The following is a 15,943-nucleotide window of genomic DNA, read 5'->3' as shown; positions in this document are numbered from 1 at the left end:
GATATTAATAACAAATAAACATATATTATTTTAATAATATAGCGTTAAGGCAACAAATTAGCAACATATTAGTGATTACCAATAGAGAGCAACAGATTTTAAGACTGATTTCCATGCGCCACAGCATAGGCAGAAAGATGGTATTTATGATTGGCTTGAATATCTGACATGGTGACTGTCTCAGCCGAGGTAAGCAGTGTACGTCCCAATGCTTGTAAACTAGCACCCGTGGTCGCAACATCATCAAACAATAATAAGCGTTTCACAGTAGGTTTTTCGATTAAAACAAAAGCATTGTCTAGATTACTCAGGCGCTCAGCACGTGTAAGCCCTTGCTGACTGACAGTGTCGTCAATACGCTTTACACCATGCCATAAAGGTATCTGCCAATGCTTAGACAATTGCGCCGATAAAATACTGACAGGATCGAAGCCACGCTTGACCAGTCGTTGCTCGGTTGTTGGCATAGCGACAATCACGCTATTATCATGATGACAACCATGAGGACGTGGTAGCTGACGTATAGCATGCAACAATAACGGTAATTTGGTCATGTCTTCATGGTGCTTAAAAGCTCTGATCGCTTGACGTAGCGGATACTCATAATAAGTCGCCGTTTGGATAGATAAAACCGTATCAGAAGCAATATCAACATTGAAGGGTTTCGGCAACCACGCGATACTGTCATGACAATGTGAGCAAAGTAGTCCGCTGTTAAAACGGTGGTTAAATTGCTGGCGCAAATTAGCAAAAAACGAAGGATTGTTTGGCAAGGGGTTTAGAGAGTGCGGTATAGAATCAGCCGTTGGCAAGCTACTAATATTTGATAAGAGGTAATTTTGAGATAGCTGAGATTGTGGCGTGCTGCGATAAACACGGCACAACTGGCAGCGTATATCGAGATACTCTGCCAGCCATAGTCCGGTTTGATAAGGCGCTAAAAGTCGCATGGACGATTATCAAAATGTGCGCTGATATTAGAAACCTTTCCAATCATTCAGTACGATACCAAAGCCAATAGAGGTATTTTCGTGATTATAATCGATGATGGATTCGCCATAGCCTTGGAAAACCTGAACAAAGCCATTAACATTCTCTGATAATGGATAAATATAATCGACTTGCGCCGCCCCTTTATTGGTGCTTGGATTGTAGCGGAATGTACCGCTCAGACTCTGTTGATCAGGCAAGTCATATAAGAATTTGATATCACCGTAACCCATGTAGTCTTCGATATCTGGATTGTCTTCACTGCTGCTGCTTTCACTATTCACTCGAGCCCACAGGCGCGGTACGATTGATAGCTTACCCCACTCTGCCCCTGCCATGAGATAAGCACGGTTCCATGAGCGTGATAACGGATCATCTTGTCCATTAGAATGATGAATGGCACCAGCACCAAGCATACGAAGACGACCACCAAAAGGTAAATCTGCGGTCACTGGCTGAGTCAAAAATATTTCAGGCTGATAGTCGGTGGCACGGAATGGTCGCGAGTTATCTTCGTTATAAACTTGCCAATGTGACTCTTGGGTATAACCAAACCACAAATCAGCACTGGTATCGAATAAGTCTTCGGCAACTTTGGTCTTCAAAGACAACTGAAATTTTAGTTCAGTATTGCGTATGTCATTAGAAGTAAAAGACTCCGTTTCCTGTGACGGCGTGCTTGGATTTAGGTTAGGGTCAAAGGTATAAAATACTGGCAATACATAGGTTGGTCGGTATGGCCTTACCGTCCAAGTCCCACGCTCACTATTTTTATCGAGATCATAGGATAAACTAAGCGGTGTATATTTTTCGATATCTTTTTGAGTGACCCCAACATTTTCTAAAACTTGTGCTTCTCTTTGCGTCAGTCCAACGGTGTCTAAACCTTCATTAGTGGCAGGCGCGCGCGCGACTGAGCCAGTAGCGGCATTATTAGCACCAGCAATGGTAGATTTTTCTTCTACAAAGACAACTTGCGGATTACCTGAAAGCGTACTTTGAAAGGTTTTTGCCAAATCTACTGGCTGCTTAGTTGTGGTGTAGCTGGGTGTTTTACCTTCTTCAGCCACTTTGTCAAAGCAAGCCAAACGGGCGGCACTGGTCTGTACTTGAGTACATTCAAAAAACAATTTTGCTTGCTGAGCAATAAATTCTTTACTGACTACTTGGCGATCTTGCGAAGCTGTATTGGCATCCTGTGACACCTGATAATCTTCAAACTCAAACGCTGCCTCCGGTACTGGTAACTCATTATCGCTCTGAGTTTTATCGGCAGCTTGGACTTGCACGGTAAAGCAGGTTAGCGCTAGACCAACAGCAATATTCAAATAATGCTTTCTTGTCTGAAATAAAGTGTTTTTGCGCGCTGTAATAAGAGGCATAGGGCGGCGCTGTGCGGTGATATGGGAAAACATAAGTGTCCTTTATCTAACTGACATTATCGCCAGCAGAGTATATAAGATAATGAGTATGACCATCAGCGTCATCGCTAAAATAAACCCAATGACATTCAGATATAGAAGTGAGCAGTTACAACGAGTAATGCGCCTTCAGCATTGTTGCTTTATTGTAATGAAAATGTGTGTACTATACTAGCGTTATCGCTGCCCTATACCAATGTAAATATCAATAATCAACGCTAAACCAAATGCTTAGCGTCAGGATGTCAGGTAACCATTGATAAAAATAAAAGAGCCAACGTACTGTATGAATAGTACATTGGCTCTTTTATATTGTTAAGCCTTTAGAAAAGACTTATTCGTTTTGTTAAGTATCAGTTATTAAGATATCAGTTATTAAGATATCAGTTATTAAGCATCGTCAACGTTTGCTCAAACTCTGGACGAGCAATCTCGCCTACTTGTTGATTGGTCAACTGACCGTCTTGATAATACAGCAATGCTGGCGGACCAAACAATTTATAGCGCGCTAAGATTGCTTTAGAATCCTTCGTAGTTTCTGTTATATCCAGTCTCACCAACTGCCAATCCTGCATCTGCGCTGGACGATTATGGAATAAGTTTTTATCCATAATACGGCACTCGATACACCATTCAGCAGTGACATCGACAAGCACTTTAGGGTTGGCGGTGATAATGGCATCTAACTCAGTCAGCGTCGTGACGGTTTTATCTGTTGTATTACTCATGGCTGGCTGACCAGTCGCCTGCATCATCGGAGCAGCACTTAAAGATGCCAGCGGATGCAAACTATCATCGTTACCCAACGCCGCGCCGATGATTAAACAGGTGGCCCAAATACCAGCGATTAATCCCAATGCTTGGGTCAGCATACGACCTTTACCCAACCAACTCCACGCCCACATCGCTACAACCATAAACCATAACGCCCATACCATTAGCATCACGGGTGAGATAAAGACGCGCTCAATTAATAATAAAGCAACGGCAAAGAGCAATAAGGCAAAACCTTGCTTGACCCAGTTCATCCACGCGCCCGCTTTCGGCATAATTTTACCTTGGGTGGCACCGATTAAGATAAGCGGTGCGGATAAACCAAAACCCAGCATAAATAAAGCTGCAAAACCCAGTAATGGACTACCAATCGTCGATACGGCAAGCAGCGCTCCAAACAATGGCGCAGAAACACAAGGCGATACTACGAGCGCAGATAAGAAACCCGCGATTAAACTACCGCCCGTACTACCCAGCTTACTATCCCCTGCTTGACTCAAGCCTTGCATTTTATTACTAATAAATCTCGGTAAGCGGATACTAAACATACCCAGCATATATAGTGCAAGTAGGACAAATACAATCGCAAAACCAATCAGGATAATGGGGTTTTGTAGCCAGCCGATAATGCCTAATGATTCACCAAACACAGCAATAACTGCGCCCAAAATACCATAAGCCGTTGCCACGCCAATAGCGTAACTGGTGGTGAGAATAACACCGCGTTTCACCGTTGGGTTTTCCTCACGGGCAACGATATTGGCAACGATTGGCAACATTGGTAGTACGCATGGTGTCAATGCCAAACCCAGCCCTGCTAAAAACAATAATACCAATGCCAACCAAGGATGAGAAGCCAAACCAAAAGGATCGCTATCAGTGGCATTATTTCCAGCAACAGTATTGTTGGTTGTCGCAGAAACCTCACTTGTCGCAGTGCCATCGACGCCTTGTTCATCTGCGCCAGAAATCGTATTGGTAGCGCCAAGCTCTCCATCTAAAGCCTCATCATCCAACAAGGCGTAATCAATCACCCCATCATCAGTCAGCGCTTGCTCTGCTGCAAGACTATCGGCAACCGTTTCACTTGACTCGGCGGTGTTGTCATTATCTGTCAGACTATTATTAGCAGCCTCTTGAGTAGAAGTACTGGCGCTATTTTCTGCAATTTGTGGCGTTGTAGCAGCGATATCAATCGTCGTTTTAATTTTTTCAGGTGGATAGCATAGTCCTGCTTTGGCACAGCCTTGCCAGCCAATCACCACGGCGGCATCGTTCACGCTTTTACCATTATTACTGCTCAAGATCGTCGTCGCCACCATATTCGCTTGGTCAAACACCAGTACTTTTCCGAATGTCGGATCATCGATTGAAACTGGCTTTTGACTAAAGGTAAAAGGCGCGGCGGTCACGCCAGCTGGCAACGTCAGTTTGATTTGGTCTTTATAAACATAATGCTCAGGCGTAATATCAAAATTAATGGCTAAGCGCGTGCCATTATTGGTAGCTTTACTGCTATCACTGACTTGGAAAGCTTTGTCCACTGGTAAAAACTTCGTCTGTGCCGCATTTTTATCACTGCTAAATAAATCACCCAGCCCTGCCGCGTGCGTCATCATGGGCAGCGCAGCCAGTCCTGTAAATAACGAGCTACTAGCGACCGCAAATGCTAGTAGATAAGATTTTTTGGACGAGCGATGTACCGTTAGCGATGGTTTTTTTTCTATTGTCTTGATGGACATGAAGAGCTACCTATTTATTACCTAATATGCTATTTATTACCAATATTTGAGTCGATCGGCTTGTGGTCTATTTGCGTGTCACGGCGATATCAACCGTGGTTTTGATTTTCTCTGGCGGATAGCACAGCCCAGCTTTTGCACAGCCTTGCCAGCCAATGACAATCGGTGCATTTTTTGCGCCTTTACCATTGTTAGTAGTCAGAGTCGTGGTTGCTACCATGTTTTTTTGGGTAAAAACGGGAACCTTACCAAAGGTTGGGTCGCCAATGGAGACCGGCGACTGACTAAAAGTAAAGGGGGTTGCACTCACGCCCTTAGGAAAACTGAGAGTAAGCTGATCTTTATAGACATAATGACCTGGCGTAATATCAAAATTAATAGATAAGCGCGTGCCCTTAGAGGTAGCTTTCGTGCTGCTAATAACTTGAAACGCTTTATCGACAGGCAAAAACTTCGATTGGGCGGCACCATTATTAGCAAATAACTCGCCCAAACCTGCAGCTTGGGCGCTCATAGATGCCATTGACAACCCTATCATCAATGAAGTACTCATAATTGCAAGTGCGTGAGGCAACTTAGAGACTCGTTTATTTGTAATGACGGCTTGTGAGTTGAGTTTGTTGGTAAACATGAGTAATGACCTCTACTGGCTGATTTTAATGACAAATGAGCGGGGCGATATGACTGGTATCAAACGTATAGCTTGTTGGAAAAATGGATGGTTTGACATTATCTATGGAATGCCACGCCATTTATTTACTGATATAAAAATATCAACCAATAAGGTCTTATTGGTTGATATTTAAGAGCATTAGAGCGGCCGTCACCAATAAACATACTATTGAGTAAGGGATTGTTAGCTACCCATATTTTAATTACCCGTCAAGCTAGTGCTTATAATTGGGCATAAAGATCAGCATCTTGACCTTCGCCGCCTTGCTGGCCATCTGCACCCAGCGAGAATAAATCATAAGGACGACCTTCACTGCCTGGGGCGACATATTGCATCTCGTTTTCCCAGCCATCTGTTGGATAGCCGCCTTTGATATAACCACCATCTGGGTAGTTTTTGGCCTCTGCTGGCGGTGTGGTTAATGCTTCTAAACCTTGTGCGGTAGTCGGATAGCGCGAATTATCAATCTTATACATATCAAGGGCGTTGGATACTGTAGCGAGCGCTGTTTCAGTAGTCTTGACGCGAGCTTTATCACTTTGTCCCACCACTTTCGGGACAACTAAGCCTGCAAGAATTGCCAAGATTACAATCACGACCATGATCTCGATCAGAGTAAATCCAGACTGGTTATTACGCATAGGCAGTGGCTGACGGGCTCTCGTAGGAGCTGGCTTGTTGTCACTCATAGCACTTATTGGCATAGTAGTTACTTGAATTTTGTCAATTATAGTCATCGCTTTTGTCATCGCTTTTGGCATCAGGGTGATGTAAATAGGAAAAGTGGCGTTCAAATAACATTAATGATCGGCGTATTAATGAGCACTGAAACGATTATCACTATAAACCATGATTTTATTTTTATCTAGGGCGTGTCCTCAATTCAATCGTTTACTTTCTAAATGGCCTAAAAATAGCTAAATTTTGCCAAACATCGTCAAATAGTTTCTTAATATCTCGATATTATTTGCGCTACTTTCCTTGTTTGACGGCAATTTATCTCATTTTTATCACCATTTTTAAAATAAGGACACGCCCTAGCACCGCAAGTATATTGTTATGAACCTTGACTTTTATAAGCATCAATACTGAAGCACAGCATGACGAGTAATATAGTCGTTCCTATATAAATTAGATACTGTGTCAGGCTCGCTCAGTCTACTATGTGTAGTACTTTCACTCACCTTCCTTGTATCTAAATTATCTTGAACCGACTCTATTTATAAGGATAACTTTTGACTGACGCTTACTATAGCTTGATGGCTGGCTTTACCCTAATAAAAACGTGACTCAGTCAACAATCTACAACAGTAAGCAAATCTTAAGAAAGCTAGCGTAATATTTAGTAAGATGGCTACAATAGAAATGTGAGCGGGAGGCACACAAGCTCAGAAGGCTTAAGTGCTCATTATCCTGCCAGATCATTCATATTGACAATCGGCAGCATCACTGCCATTACGATAATCATCACTACCACGCCCATCAGCACTAGCATCAACGGCTCAAGTAGCGACAATAAGGTACTGATAAAGTTGGTGGCTTCTGCTTCCTGCATATTGGCGGCGCGGCTGAGCATGTTTTCAAGCTCACCTGAGTTTTCGCCACTTTTAATCATTTGCACCATCATCGGCGGAAAGTAGATAGACTTTTCTAATTGACTCGATAAACTTGAGCCTTCCGTCACCCTATCAGCTGCAGTGATGATGGTTTTTTGAATGTGTAAATTGGTCGTCACCGCCGCACCAATATGCAATGCCTCAATCAACGGCACCCCTGAGCGTACCAATATCGCCAATGTACTGGCAAAACGTGCTGCATTCAGCCCTTTTGATAACCGCGCCAATATCGGCAGTCTTAGCACGATGCTGTCTATCGCTAACTTACCCGCTTGCGTCTGCGCAAAACGATAAAACAAAAACGCTGTTCCGGCCAATACTAGCAGCATCAGCCACCACCACTGCGTAATAAGATTAGATAGGCTAAGAACAATTTGGGTAATCAGCGGCAATGCCTGTTCAGACTGCTCAAACACTTTGACAATTTTGGGCACCACAAAACTCATCAAACCCATAATAACGCCAATTGCCATCACCATCAGCACAATCGGATAAACCATTGCGCCTTGGATTTTCTTTTGCAATGCAAAGCGGTTTTCGGTGTAATCTGCCAACTGGTTCAAGATTAAATCCAAGTGACCTGACTTTTCCCCTGCCGCAATGGTCGCGATATATAGTGGTGGAAAACTGGCGGCTTGCTGCAATGCTCGCGCCAAGCTCAAACCTTCTAATACATGAGAGCGCACGGCAAGCATGAGAGATTTAATGTGATTTTTTGGTGACTGTTTGGCGACGGCGGCAAGCGTTTCCTCTAACGGAATACCCGCTGCCAATAATACCGATAATTGACGGGTCAGCAATGCTAACTCGTAAGCAGACGGTTTTTTATAGCGGTTTTTATTCTGGTTTTGTCTATCATTGACGGCACTGACTTCAACGGGCGTCCATTGTTTATCACGCAGCTGCTGGCGAACTTGCCGCGCAGAATCGCCTTCGAGCAAGCCTTTTTGCACACTGCCATGGTCATCTAACGCTTTATAATGATAAGCGGGCATAGCAGCGAATATCCTAAAGTGATCAATAATAAAAGGTAATAAACAAGGACTTATAAAGGCGGTCTATCGAGATTAAATGGCTTAAAAAAGCGGCGTAGAATCGCTACTGTCTGGCATCAAACCTTGCAATAACAAAACATCTAAGTGCTGCTGCTGCAGTTTTTTATCGAAGTCGTTGACCTCAGCAATGAGCATTCTCTCGATACGCTTGTCACTGGCAAAGACACTCAATCGTGCACAGATAACTGCCAATTGATAAATACGTTTTTTACAGTAGCCATCCAGCCCTTGTAGCAGTCTAACCATATATGGCGTCTCAAGACTGGCGTAATCGTAATCAGCTATAACCTGCGGACCAAGTGCCGTAACACCATAGCTAATAGATAGATGGGCACAAAAATAACAGCTGAATAAGTAGCCAACGACATGTCCAATATAATAGCCGCGGTCATAGGTAAAACTACTCACGCCGAAGTGCCCAAGTACATAGCTATTTAGACTACCTTGATCACGAATAGGCTTACTGTTCTTTAATTTGCCAACGGTGGCAAAGCATAGCGGATTTCGCCCATCTTGAGTAGTCAATTGCCAACCTGCTGGCTGCTGAGCTGGCATATGACGGACAATATCAGCGATGATGTCATCGACCACATGCAGCTGCTGCCAAAGACGCTCTAATCCATCGGTATCCATCAAGCCGCGTTTATCAAGCTGCTGTGCCAGCAAGTATTGCTGATGTTCTGCGAATTGTGATTTGAGCGTTTGTACCAAATAAGTAGGTCGCGTGGCAGCGGATGCCATATATAATAATCGCGTACGCTCATGCTGGGTACGATACAGTGCCACACGCTGCTCGGCAATATTCATCTCGCTAGCAGCAGATTGTTGCACCGCGCTATGGGTACTAGATAACTCATCAGCTGCGCCTTTGACAACTGTCTCTTTAACACCTACCTCTTCAATATCTGGCAGCGTAAACAGTGCCAATAACATCGCTTTGTCAGGTGTCGCACCCGTCTTGTCTTTTCGACCATGCTTGACGTTGCTTAGATTCATATCGCTTTGTTTTTTAGCGGACATAGCTGAGCCTTGTTGGCTATTGGCTCCTGCGCGTGGCTTTGCGGTCGGTTCAGTCATAACATACCATCAGCAGCAAAAATAAATATCATTTAGAACAAACGATCTGACCACCATACAGTGACATATCTTACGCTAAAAACAAGCGTTTGCGCCTAAATGACTCATTATTCCATAGTACCTGAACACAAGCACATTGTCAGCTGTCCATCGTCAAAATACTCCGTGTCGACACCTTTTAACCATAGACGAAATATCTTCATAAAAGTCTCATACTTCACTATGAGAAAACAAAAAAGCGTTAAGGGCCTAATGGCAACCTTAACGCTTTTATGGTGTATTAACGATACGTTATGCGATGTTTTCTTGTTGATATTGTTGGCGATAGGCTTTTGGTGATACCCCATAAACGCGCTTAAATGCTTGACTAAAGGTCGAGTCTGACGCATAGCCAACCAACTCACTGATACGGCCAATACTGTTTTGCTGCAAGCGTAGATAACGGGCCGCCAAGCGCAAGCGATAATCAATGAGATAGGTCAACGGCGGCATACCAACTGTATCTTTAAAGCGCTGCGCAAAGCTTGAGCGTGACATTCCTGCGACTTCAGCCAGCTTATGAATGGTCCAGTTTTGATTGGGCGCTTGATGCATTGCTGCTAACGCCTTGGTCAAAAACGGGTCTTTCATGGCTTTTAGCCAGTTTTCTGTGGCCTCAGGCAAACTTTCAATATAAACCCGCAAACATTCAATCATCATAATACTTGCCCAATGATTGATGATTGCGGTCTTGCCCATGCGCTCACGCTCGGCTTCTAAGGTCAGCAGCTTAATCTCAACATCAATGACCTCAAACCTACCGTCAGACTCATCATTGATTTCAGGCAAAATCGCAGGCAGCACAGACAACAAAGGACGTATCATTTCTTTATCATACTTGCATTCAATCAATATCAGAGACGAGTTAGGATCACCGTTGCCATCGATATCAAGGGTGTTTTCTTTACAATGCGTCAGCAACTCATCTAGCGGTAGCGCATCGTCACCATTATGATCTAAAGCATAGCTCACATGCTTATGGGCACTGGGAATCATAATCATATCGCCTGCGTGCGCCTGTCGCAAACCATTGCCGACATCGATACAAAAGCTTCCAGACATCACTAAATAAAACAAAATCGTATCTTGTCTAGTAATGGAATAAGACCAATTACCAGTCCCATTCAAACGATAATACTTGGTTTCAAACAAATGCACGTTTTGTAGCAATACGCTCAATGCGTCCATCAATCACTTCCTCAATAATATAAGATCCATAGCAGCGCATCTCAGACAAACACTCACATCCCTACTACGGTCTTAGGCTTACTTAATCTATTCAATATATTTTTTAACTGATCTTTGGTTTTCTTAACACTCGTATCATCTTCAATGAATCACTTCTTAATGGATGGCCTAATATATCAACGGGCTTTAAGACCTTATCATGATGCATCACTAAAAGCGTTGCCTTTGTTATTCTATATTTTGTTATCCTATATAAAGGCGATTAAAGAATAACAAAGCAGGTTTAAGGCACGTACAGAGATAGCGAGCGTCTAAAAAGAGAACCTATAATAAAAATAAATGAGACAAAAGGCCAGTAAATCAATAGACAATCAAAGGGCTGATGAGTCTACAAATTTTAATCGCAGGGGGTAAGATAGGTTAAAACCAATCATACAGGCACAAAAAAAAGCCAAAAATGGCAAGTATTATTATTTAGAATAAGGTTTTTATGATGAGGTAAAGCAAGAAGAGGATAATGCAGAATAAAATATGGGGCGACTGATGGGACTCGAACCCACGACAACCGAGATCACAACCCGGGGCTCTACCAACTGAGCTACAACCGCCATAACTATTGCCTGATGAGGCAAGATTTTCAGGCTAAATGGTGCGCCTGGCAGGATTCGAACCTGCGGCCACCTCCTTAGAAGGGAGATGCTCTATCCAGCTGAGCTACAGGCGCTCTTAGAGGACTTTTATATACTAAAGCAAGTTTTAAATATATCAGAAACTAAACCATTATACATAAAAAAAAGCCTGTAAGGCTCTTAAAAATAGATGGTCGGAGTGATAGGATTCGAACCTACGACCCTCTGGTCCCAAACCAGATGCGCTACCAAACTGCGCCACACTCCGAAATTTCTATTATCACGATAGCTTGTTGATTAACTCGTTGTTGGCAATGCCACTAACTTGTTAACGTTCCTTGCTATCGAGGTGCACATATTAAGGGGAAAAGCCGATGGTGTCAACACCTATTTTTAATTAATTTAAAAAAACTGCTAAATTACTTAAAAAATGCCCATTTATCATAAAAACCACTATGACAAATCCTTTTCTCCACGATGCTCAGTGCCACTTACTCATCGACAGCGCTCATTATACTCTATTCCTATCAGGAAGCAAGCCGCCGTTTATCTTACCAGTCAGAACATTGAAGGGTACGAGCCACAATGGCGCAGGACTCACTTTTTCACCAGCAATATTATGGCTCTTATCATGGTTGTTAGCACCATCAGTTTTTTTATAATCATGCACTTGTTGGCTGAGCACAACTGGTAACCGCTCATTATCTTGTACTGGATAAACCAGCCACACCTGCCCTGCTTGATAGGCCTGAGCGTAACTCATCAGTTGATAAGCATCACTGGCACTAATGCTGGCTGTCTGCGATAAATGCTTCCATTTAATATCAATGACATGACTATAGTGACCTTTTTCTCTAGCTTTAATAACCTCAGTGCTACTCTGATTTTGACAATTATCATTAGCATCAGTTTTATATATGAGCAAATCAGGTCGTATAGACAGACATGCGCGCCCTTCTGCATCCGTTAGCCAGATACTTTGCGTTTGATATAACGGCTGATATTGTTGACTCACTTGCTGAAACATCGAGGCTATGCGCAGGCTTGCCCATTGCTCAAAGGCTTGATTCATATCAATCAGCAAGCATAAACGCGGAGAGGACAGATTTTGCTTGAAGGGTTGTTTTGGCGCAATACCATTACCTGTTGCCACATTGGACTGCCTTAGTAACCAATAAGCCATATCTAACAACTGCTGAGCAGCTTGTAGTTGCGGTGCTCGAAGCGGTTGAGCGGCTAACTGACGCTTTGCTTGCTTGTATATCGACTCTAACTGTGTCAGCTCTTGATAACTCAACGCCGCTACTCGCTGCCAAGCCTGCAAAAATTTAGGCGCATCTGCTTTCGATAGCGTTGATTGAAAAAATAAAGGTGTCATCAAAACCAACGTGCTCTTAATCAGCCGATTACCTAGCATGTCTTGGCTCAGTATACTGCTCTCACAGACAAACTTATGCGGCTGCATGCTGTTGTGGCGCAATTGTTCTTTGATGAGCAGTCGACCTTGTAGCGATGCTTGATTATCGACCTGCGTCTGATAGTGTTTGCTTGGTCGATAATGTGCCAGCCGCTGCAAAAACTGCATGATAAGCCAATCTGACAATGGCAGTACAGCTATCGATAGCGGCGACAATTGACTGCTAAATTGACCTAGATTTTTTGTATTGGGTAGCTTGTTTTTGGCATGACTGCTATTGGTCAAATCCGATAGCATGTCCTGCACCCATTGGCGAGTTTGCCTGATATCGGGGCGATGACTGGCATGGCGACGACTGGCATTCTGTGAAAGGTATGATTGCTGCGCGACTTGAGCCCTAGAAGTTTTTGCCACGAGTTTGGGTAAAATCTCAAGCGTCATGCCGCTAGGCAGTAAAATAATCCCTATATAATGTCCGACTTTTAACTGCCACTGTCCTTGTCTGCGCTTAATGCTAAAGACCGCAAACTCTTGCGCCATCAACCAATGGAAATCAGATACCCGTAAGAAGTCATGCACTGTTAAACGCTGGTGTTCAAACACAGTGATGGTATTTACATCAAACGCATTAACGTTAGCACTATCAATATTATTGGCTATGACTTTATGACTAAAGCTATTATTTATCAACGCTGAGTACCTTATGGATATAAACGTTGATAGACAGCGGGTTTGGCAAACTCGCCTACCCTCGCGATGAGGTCGGTATTTATCTTATAGCCAGATGTGCTCATAGACTGACCGAAAAATGCATTTTGACCAGTAAACAGCGGATTTTGACTACTAGCATTCACTTGGTCATTCACACTGTCATTAATGAATGCATGACTATCATGAATAAACTGCGCTCGCAGTGGCTGCTGCTCGTCTCTAAAGATATATTGCAAAGTACCCTCTTGCCCACCCGTCGCTTGCATTAACTGCGGAATGATTTGTTCAATCAACACCGCTTGCAATTGTCCAAGATCCGTTACTGACCATAAAAAAGCATGACCCAATTGCGCTTCCATTCCCAATGTTTGCGTAATGCGATTATTCAAACCGGCTAATAGCTTTGCCAAATCTACCGTCGCTGCTGGACTGTCAGTTTCTGATTTTTGGGGCACATGAATGATGGGTAATAATTCTGGTTGCGATGGACATTCGATAAAACGAAAGCGCCGACGTAATGCCATATCAAGTGGTGCTAACGAGTGATCTTGGGTGTTCATCGTGGCATAAATATCGATGTTGGCAGGGATGCTAAAAGCCCGTCCAGAATAGGCCAAATGAACAGTCATCGCATTTGTCATGCCAGCCCGTTTGTCTGGCTCAATTAGACTGAGTAGCTCGCCAAATACTCGTGACACGTTGGCGCGATTGATCTCATCAATTAAGATGGCATAACACTGCTCTGGATCATTTGCTGCCCGTTGACACAATTTTAAGAATGCACCATCTTGAATGGCGTAATTCATTTGAGATGAGCTATTCATTGTATGATTAGACGCTGCCATGACAGGGCGAATGCCTTCGACAAACTCTTCATAGCCATACGCTTGATGGAAGCTGACCATGGTAAAGCGCTGCTGGCTAAAACCTTGATTTGAGTTAGCTTGGCTTTGGTTGACACTATTATCACGCTGCGCTTGCTGAAATTCAGCAAGTTGCTGCGATAGCTCTGTTAATAACTCAAAGCTTTCTGGCAGCAAGTACCACGCACCGCCCTCATCTTTATCAAAATAGGCTTGGCTGGCACGGTTTTTAACATTAACGGTCTTCGAGTCTATAGGGCTATGCGCTTGTAGTGTTCCCCACGCAGTATTTCTTAAGCCTTTCTCACGTGCATTCTGTGCGGCTTTCGCGACAAAGAACGCATGATTGACGATTTCAGGCACTTTTACCAAGTCTTGGTGTTTAGATTGAAAATCCAAAAGTACCAAGCATATGATTTCACGCCAGCTAAGCTCTTGCAATAGCTGCCCCAACAACTCTGCCTCATCGGCTCTCGGCAGATAGTCGGTATATCGCTTAGCAATTTGTAACAGTCGATAGGTTTTCCCCGTACCAGCAACGCCTGTATAAATGATATTGGTCGGCACATGAATTGACGTGTCAGGCATAGCTTCATCCAGCATAGAAAAAGGAAATAAGAAAAATGATCAATAAGATACACTAAAATGTCATCATTATAGCGTGGCTGTCTTTATGGCATCCAGCAGCACTGTTTATGAAAGCATCTGAGTGATACGATATTGCATTGAGCGATAGCATTCCTAGCATCTAGGGTATCATGACGTTAGCCCTATTTTATAAGCGCAGCAGTTCATGCTAATAATAGTAGGCAGACGGCGGTTAATGTACCATAGTGAGCATGGCAGCTTGCACAATTGATAATCCTATCAGCTGCTATGATGAAATATATAACACTCAAAGCGTCATTTAATCTATCTACATTAAGGAATTTTGTATGTCAGGATTATTAAAAAAACTCCCTAGCAAGCTAACCAATAAATTGCCAGCCAAAACCTCTGACAGCACAAGATCGCCCGTCGAAAAACCCAACAGCTCGCTCAAGCCCATCAGCAATCAATTTACCAAACTGCTATCTATCACCAAGTATTTACCTGCCAGCGCACGTTCGAGCATCTTATCCAAAGCCTTTGGTAAAGTGGTGCCATATGTGGGCACAACGGGCGTCTATTATGAAACGGTCGAACCCAACCAAGTGGTCGTGAGCTTAAACAACACCAAAGCGGTGCAAAATCATATTGGCTCTATTCATGCGGTCGCCATTACCTTACTTGCCGAAACAGCGACTGGTTTTATTTTGGGTTTAAACCTACCCTCTGACCGCGTACTATTGATTAAATCGTACTCGGTTAATTTTTATCGCCCGATTAAAAAAGGCCAAATTGCAGCAGTGGCATCTTTATCGGATGAGCAGCGCTTAGATATCCTAAATACACCAAAAGGCGAAATGGTAATTCCGTGCGTCATTCATGACCGTGAGTCTGACAGTGATCGTGACCCTATCGTGGTTGAGATGACATGGGCTTGGATACCCAAGTCTGAATTAGAAGCACGCCGTCAAGGCAAGACCAGCGACAAGCCGCTAGAAGCTGATACTGAATCTAAAACAGAAGTCGAAGCTGAGCAAAATGACCAATAACTGGTTAAGCATAAGTAAGACATAATGTGTCATCTAGTGTGATGAGACATTATGTTTGTTAAACTTGTATAGTGAATTTAGAAAAATTGTGAAAAAAACTTATAATAAGGA

The 15,943-nt window shown here is 43.3% G+C and carries 11 protein-coding genes and 3 tRNA genes; 1 reads left to right on the top strand and 13 read right to left on the bottom strand.

Annotation, left to right across the window (positions count from 1 at the left end; genetic code table 11):
* Positions 1–98: 98 nt before the first annotated feature.
* The 13 genes from AK822_RS14980 to AK822_RS01575 form a co-directional block, all read right to left on the bottom strand.
* On the bottom strand, positions 99–950 hold the full coding sequence (locus tag AK822_RS14980) for a ComF family protein (protein WP_060490341.1): 852 nt from the start codon (positions 948–950) through the stop codon (positions 99–101).
* Positions 951–977: 27 nt separating this feature from the next.
* Entirely contained in the window at positions 978–2,405 is a 1,428-nt protein-coding gene (locus tag AK822_RS01630; RefSeq protein WP_060490340.1) for a phospholipase A, read from the bottom strand.
* 389 nt (positions 2,406–2,794) lie between these two features.
* Complete coding sequence (locus AK822_RS01625; RefSeq protein WP_060490339.1) at positions 2,795–4,927, bottom strand: cytochrome c biogenesis protein CcdA; 2,133 nt, start codon at positions 4,925–4,927, stop codon at positions 2,795–2,797.
* A gap of 67 nt (positions 4,928–4,994) precedes the next feature.
* Positions 4,995–5,558, bottom strand: a complete 564-nt coding sequence (locus AK822_RS01620) for a protein-disulfide reductase DsbD domain-containing protein (protein WP_060490338.1) — start codon at positions 5,556–5,558, stop codon at positions 4,995–4,997.
* Positions 5,559–5,821: 263 nt separating this feature from the next.
* Positions 5,822–6,289 (bottom strand): type II secretion system major pseudopilin GspG, encoded by a 468-nt coding sequence (gene gspG, locus AK822_RS01615; RefSeq protein ID WP_060492134.1) that lies wholly within the window; start codon positions 6,287–6,289, stop codon positions 5,822–5,824.
* Between the two features lie 719 nt (positions 6,290–7,008).
* Entirely contained in the window at positions 7,009–8,211 is a 1,203-nt protein-coding gene (gene gspF / locus AK822_RS01610) for a type II secretion system inner membrane protein GspF (RefSeq protein WP_060490337.1), read from the bottom strand.
* A gap of 81 nt (positions 8,212–8,292) precedes the next feature.
* Positions 8,293–9,348, bottom strand: coding sequence for a hypothetical protein (locus AK822_RS01605; RefSeq protein WP_060490336.1), 1,056 nt, complete (start codon positions 9,346–9,348; stop codon positions 8,293–8,295).
* Between the two features lie 291 nt (positions 9,349–9,639).
* Positions 9,640–10,575 carry an AraC family transcriptional regulator gene (locus AK822_RS01600; protein WP_045452534.1) on the bottom strand — a complete coding sequence of 312 codons (936 nt, stop codon included), beginning with the start codon at positions 10,573–10,575 and terminating at the stop codon, positions 9,640–9,642.
* A gap of 532 nt (positions 10,576–11,107) precedes the next feature.
* A tRNA-His gene (locus tag AK822_RS01595) sits at positions 11,108–11,183 on the bottom strand.
* 39 nt (positions 11,184–11,222) lie between these two features.
* Positions 11,223–11,299 (bottom strand) — tRNA-Arg (locus AK822_RS01590).
* Positions 11,300–11,395: 96 nt separating this feature from the next.
* A tRNA-Pro gene (locus AK822_RS01585) sits at positions 11,396–11,472 on the bottom strand.
* Positions 11,473–11,715: 243 nt separating this feature from the next.
* Positions 11,716–13,311 carry an McrC family protein gene (locus AK822_RS01580; RefSeq protein ID WP_228139047.1) on the bottom strand — a complete coding sequence of 532 codons (1,596 nt, stop codon included), beginning with the start codon at positions 13,309–13,311 and terminating at the stop codon, positions 11,716–11,718.
* A gap of 11 nt (positions 13,312–13,322) precedes the next feature.
* Complete coding sequence (locus AK822_RS01575; protein WP_087945525.1) at positions 13,323–14,783, bottom strand: McrB family protein; 1,461 nt, start codon at positions 14,781–14,783, stop codon at positions 13,323–13,325.
* 347 nt (positions 14,784–15,130) lie between these two features.
* Here AK822_RS01575 and AK822_RS01570 point away from each other — a divergent pair, with 347 nt between their 5' ends.
* Positions 15,131–15,832, top strand: a complete 702-nt coding sequence (locus AK822_RS01570; protein ID WP_060490334.1) for a DUF4442 domain-containing protein — start codon at positions 15,131–15,133, stop codon at positions 15,830–15,832.
* The last annotated feature ends 111 nt before the right edge of the window (positions 15,833–15,943 follow it).

The sequence above is a fragment of the Psychrobacter sp. P11F6 genome, from assembly GCF_001435295.1.
Lineage (GTDB): Bacteria > Pseudomonadota > Gammaproteobacteria > Pseudomonadales > Moraxellaceae > Psychrobacter.
The sequence above is the reverse complement of the archived record's forward strand: the minus strand, read 5'-3'. Positions and strand labels throughout refer to the sequence as shown.

Excerpts from the sequence above, each read along its gene's own strand:
- AK822_RS14980 (WP_060490341.1), bottom strand. The coding sequence starts at position 950 with ATGCGACTTTTAGCGCCTTATCAAACCGGACTATGGCTGGCAGAGTAT.
- AK822_RS01630 (WP_060490340.1), bottom strand. The coding sequence starts at position 2,405 with ATGTTTTCCCATATCACCGCACAGCGCCGCCCTATGCCTCTTATTACA.
- AK822_RS01605 (WP_060490336.1), bottom strand. The coding sequence starts at position 9,348 with ATGACTGAACCGACCGCAAAGCCACGCGCAGGAGCCAATAGCCAACAA.
- AK822_RS01600 (WP_045452534.1), bottom strand. The coding sequence starts at position 10,575 with ATGGACGCATTGAGCGTATTGCTACAAAACGTGCATTTGTTTGAAACC.
- AK822_RS01625 (WP_060490339.1), bottom strand. The coding sequence starts at position 4,927 with ATGTCCATCAAGACAATAGAAAAAAAACCATCGCTAACGGTACATCGC.
- AK822_RS01570 (WP_060490334.1), top strand. The coding sequence starts at position 15,131 with ATGTCAGGATTATTAAAAAAACTCCCTAGCAAGCTAACCAATAAATTG.
- AK822_RS01620 (WP_060490338.1), bottom strand. The coding sequence starts at position 5,558 with ATGTTTACCAACAAACTCAACTCACAAGCCGTCATTACAAATAAACGA.
- AK822_RS01575 (WP_087945525.1), bottom strand. The coding sequence starts at position 14,783 with ATGCCTGACACGTCAATTCATGTGCCGACCAATATCATTTATACAGGC.
- gspF (WP_060490337.1), bottom strand. The coding sequence starts at position 8,211 with ATGCCCGCTTATCATTATAAAGCGTTAGATGACCATGGCAGTGTGCAA.
- gspG (WP_060492134.1), bottom strand. The coding sequence starts at position 6,289 with ATGAGTGACAACAAGCCAGCTCCTACGAGAGCCCGTCAGCCACTGCCT.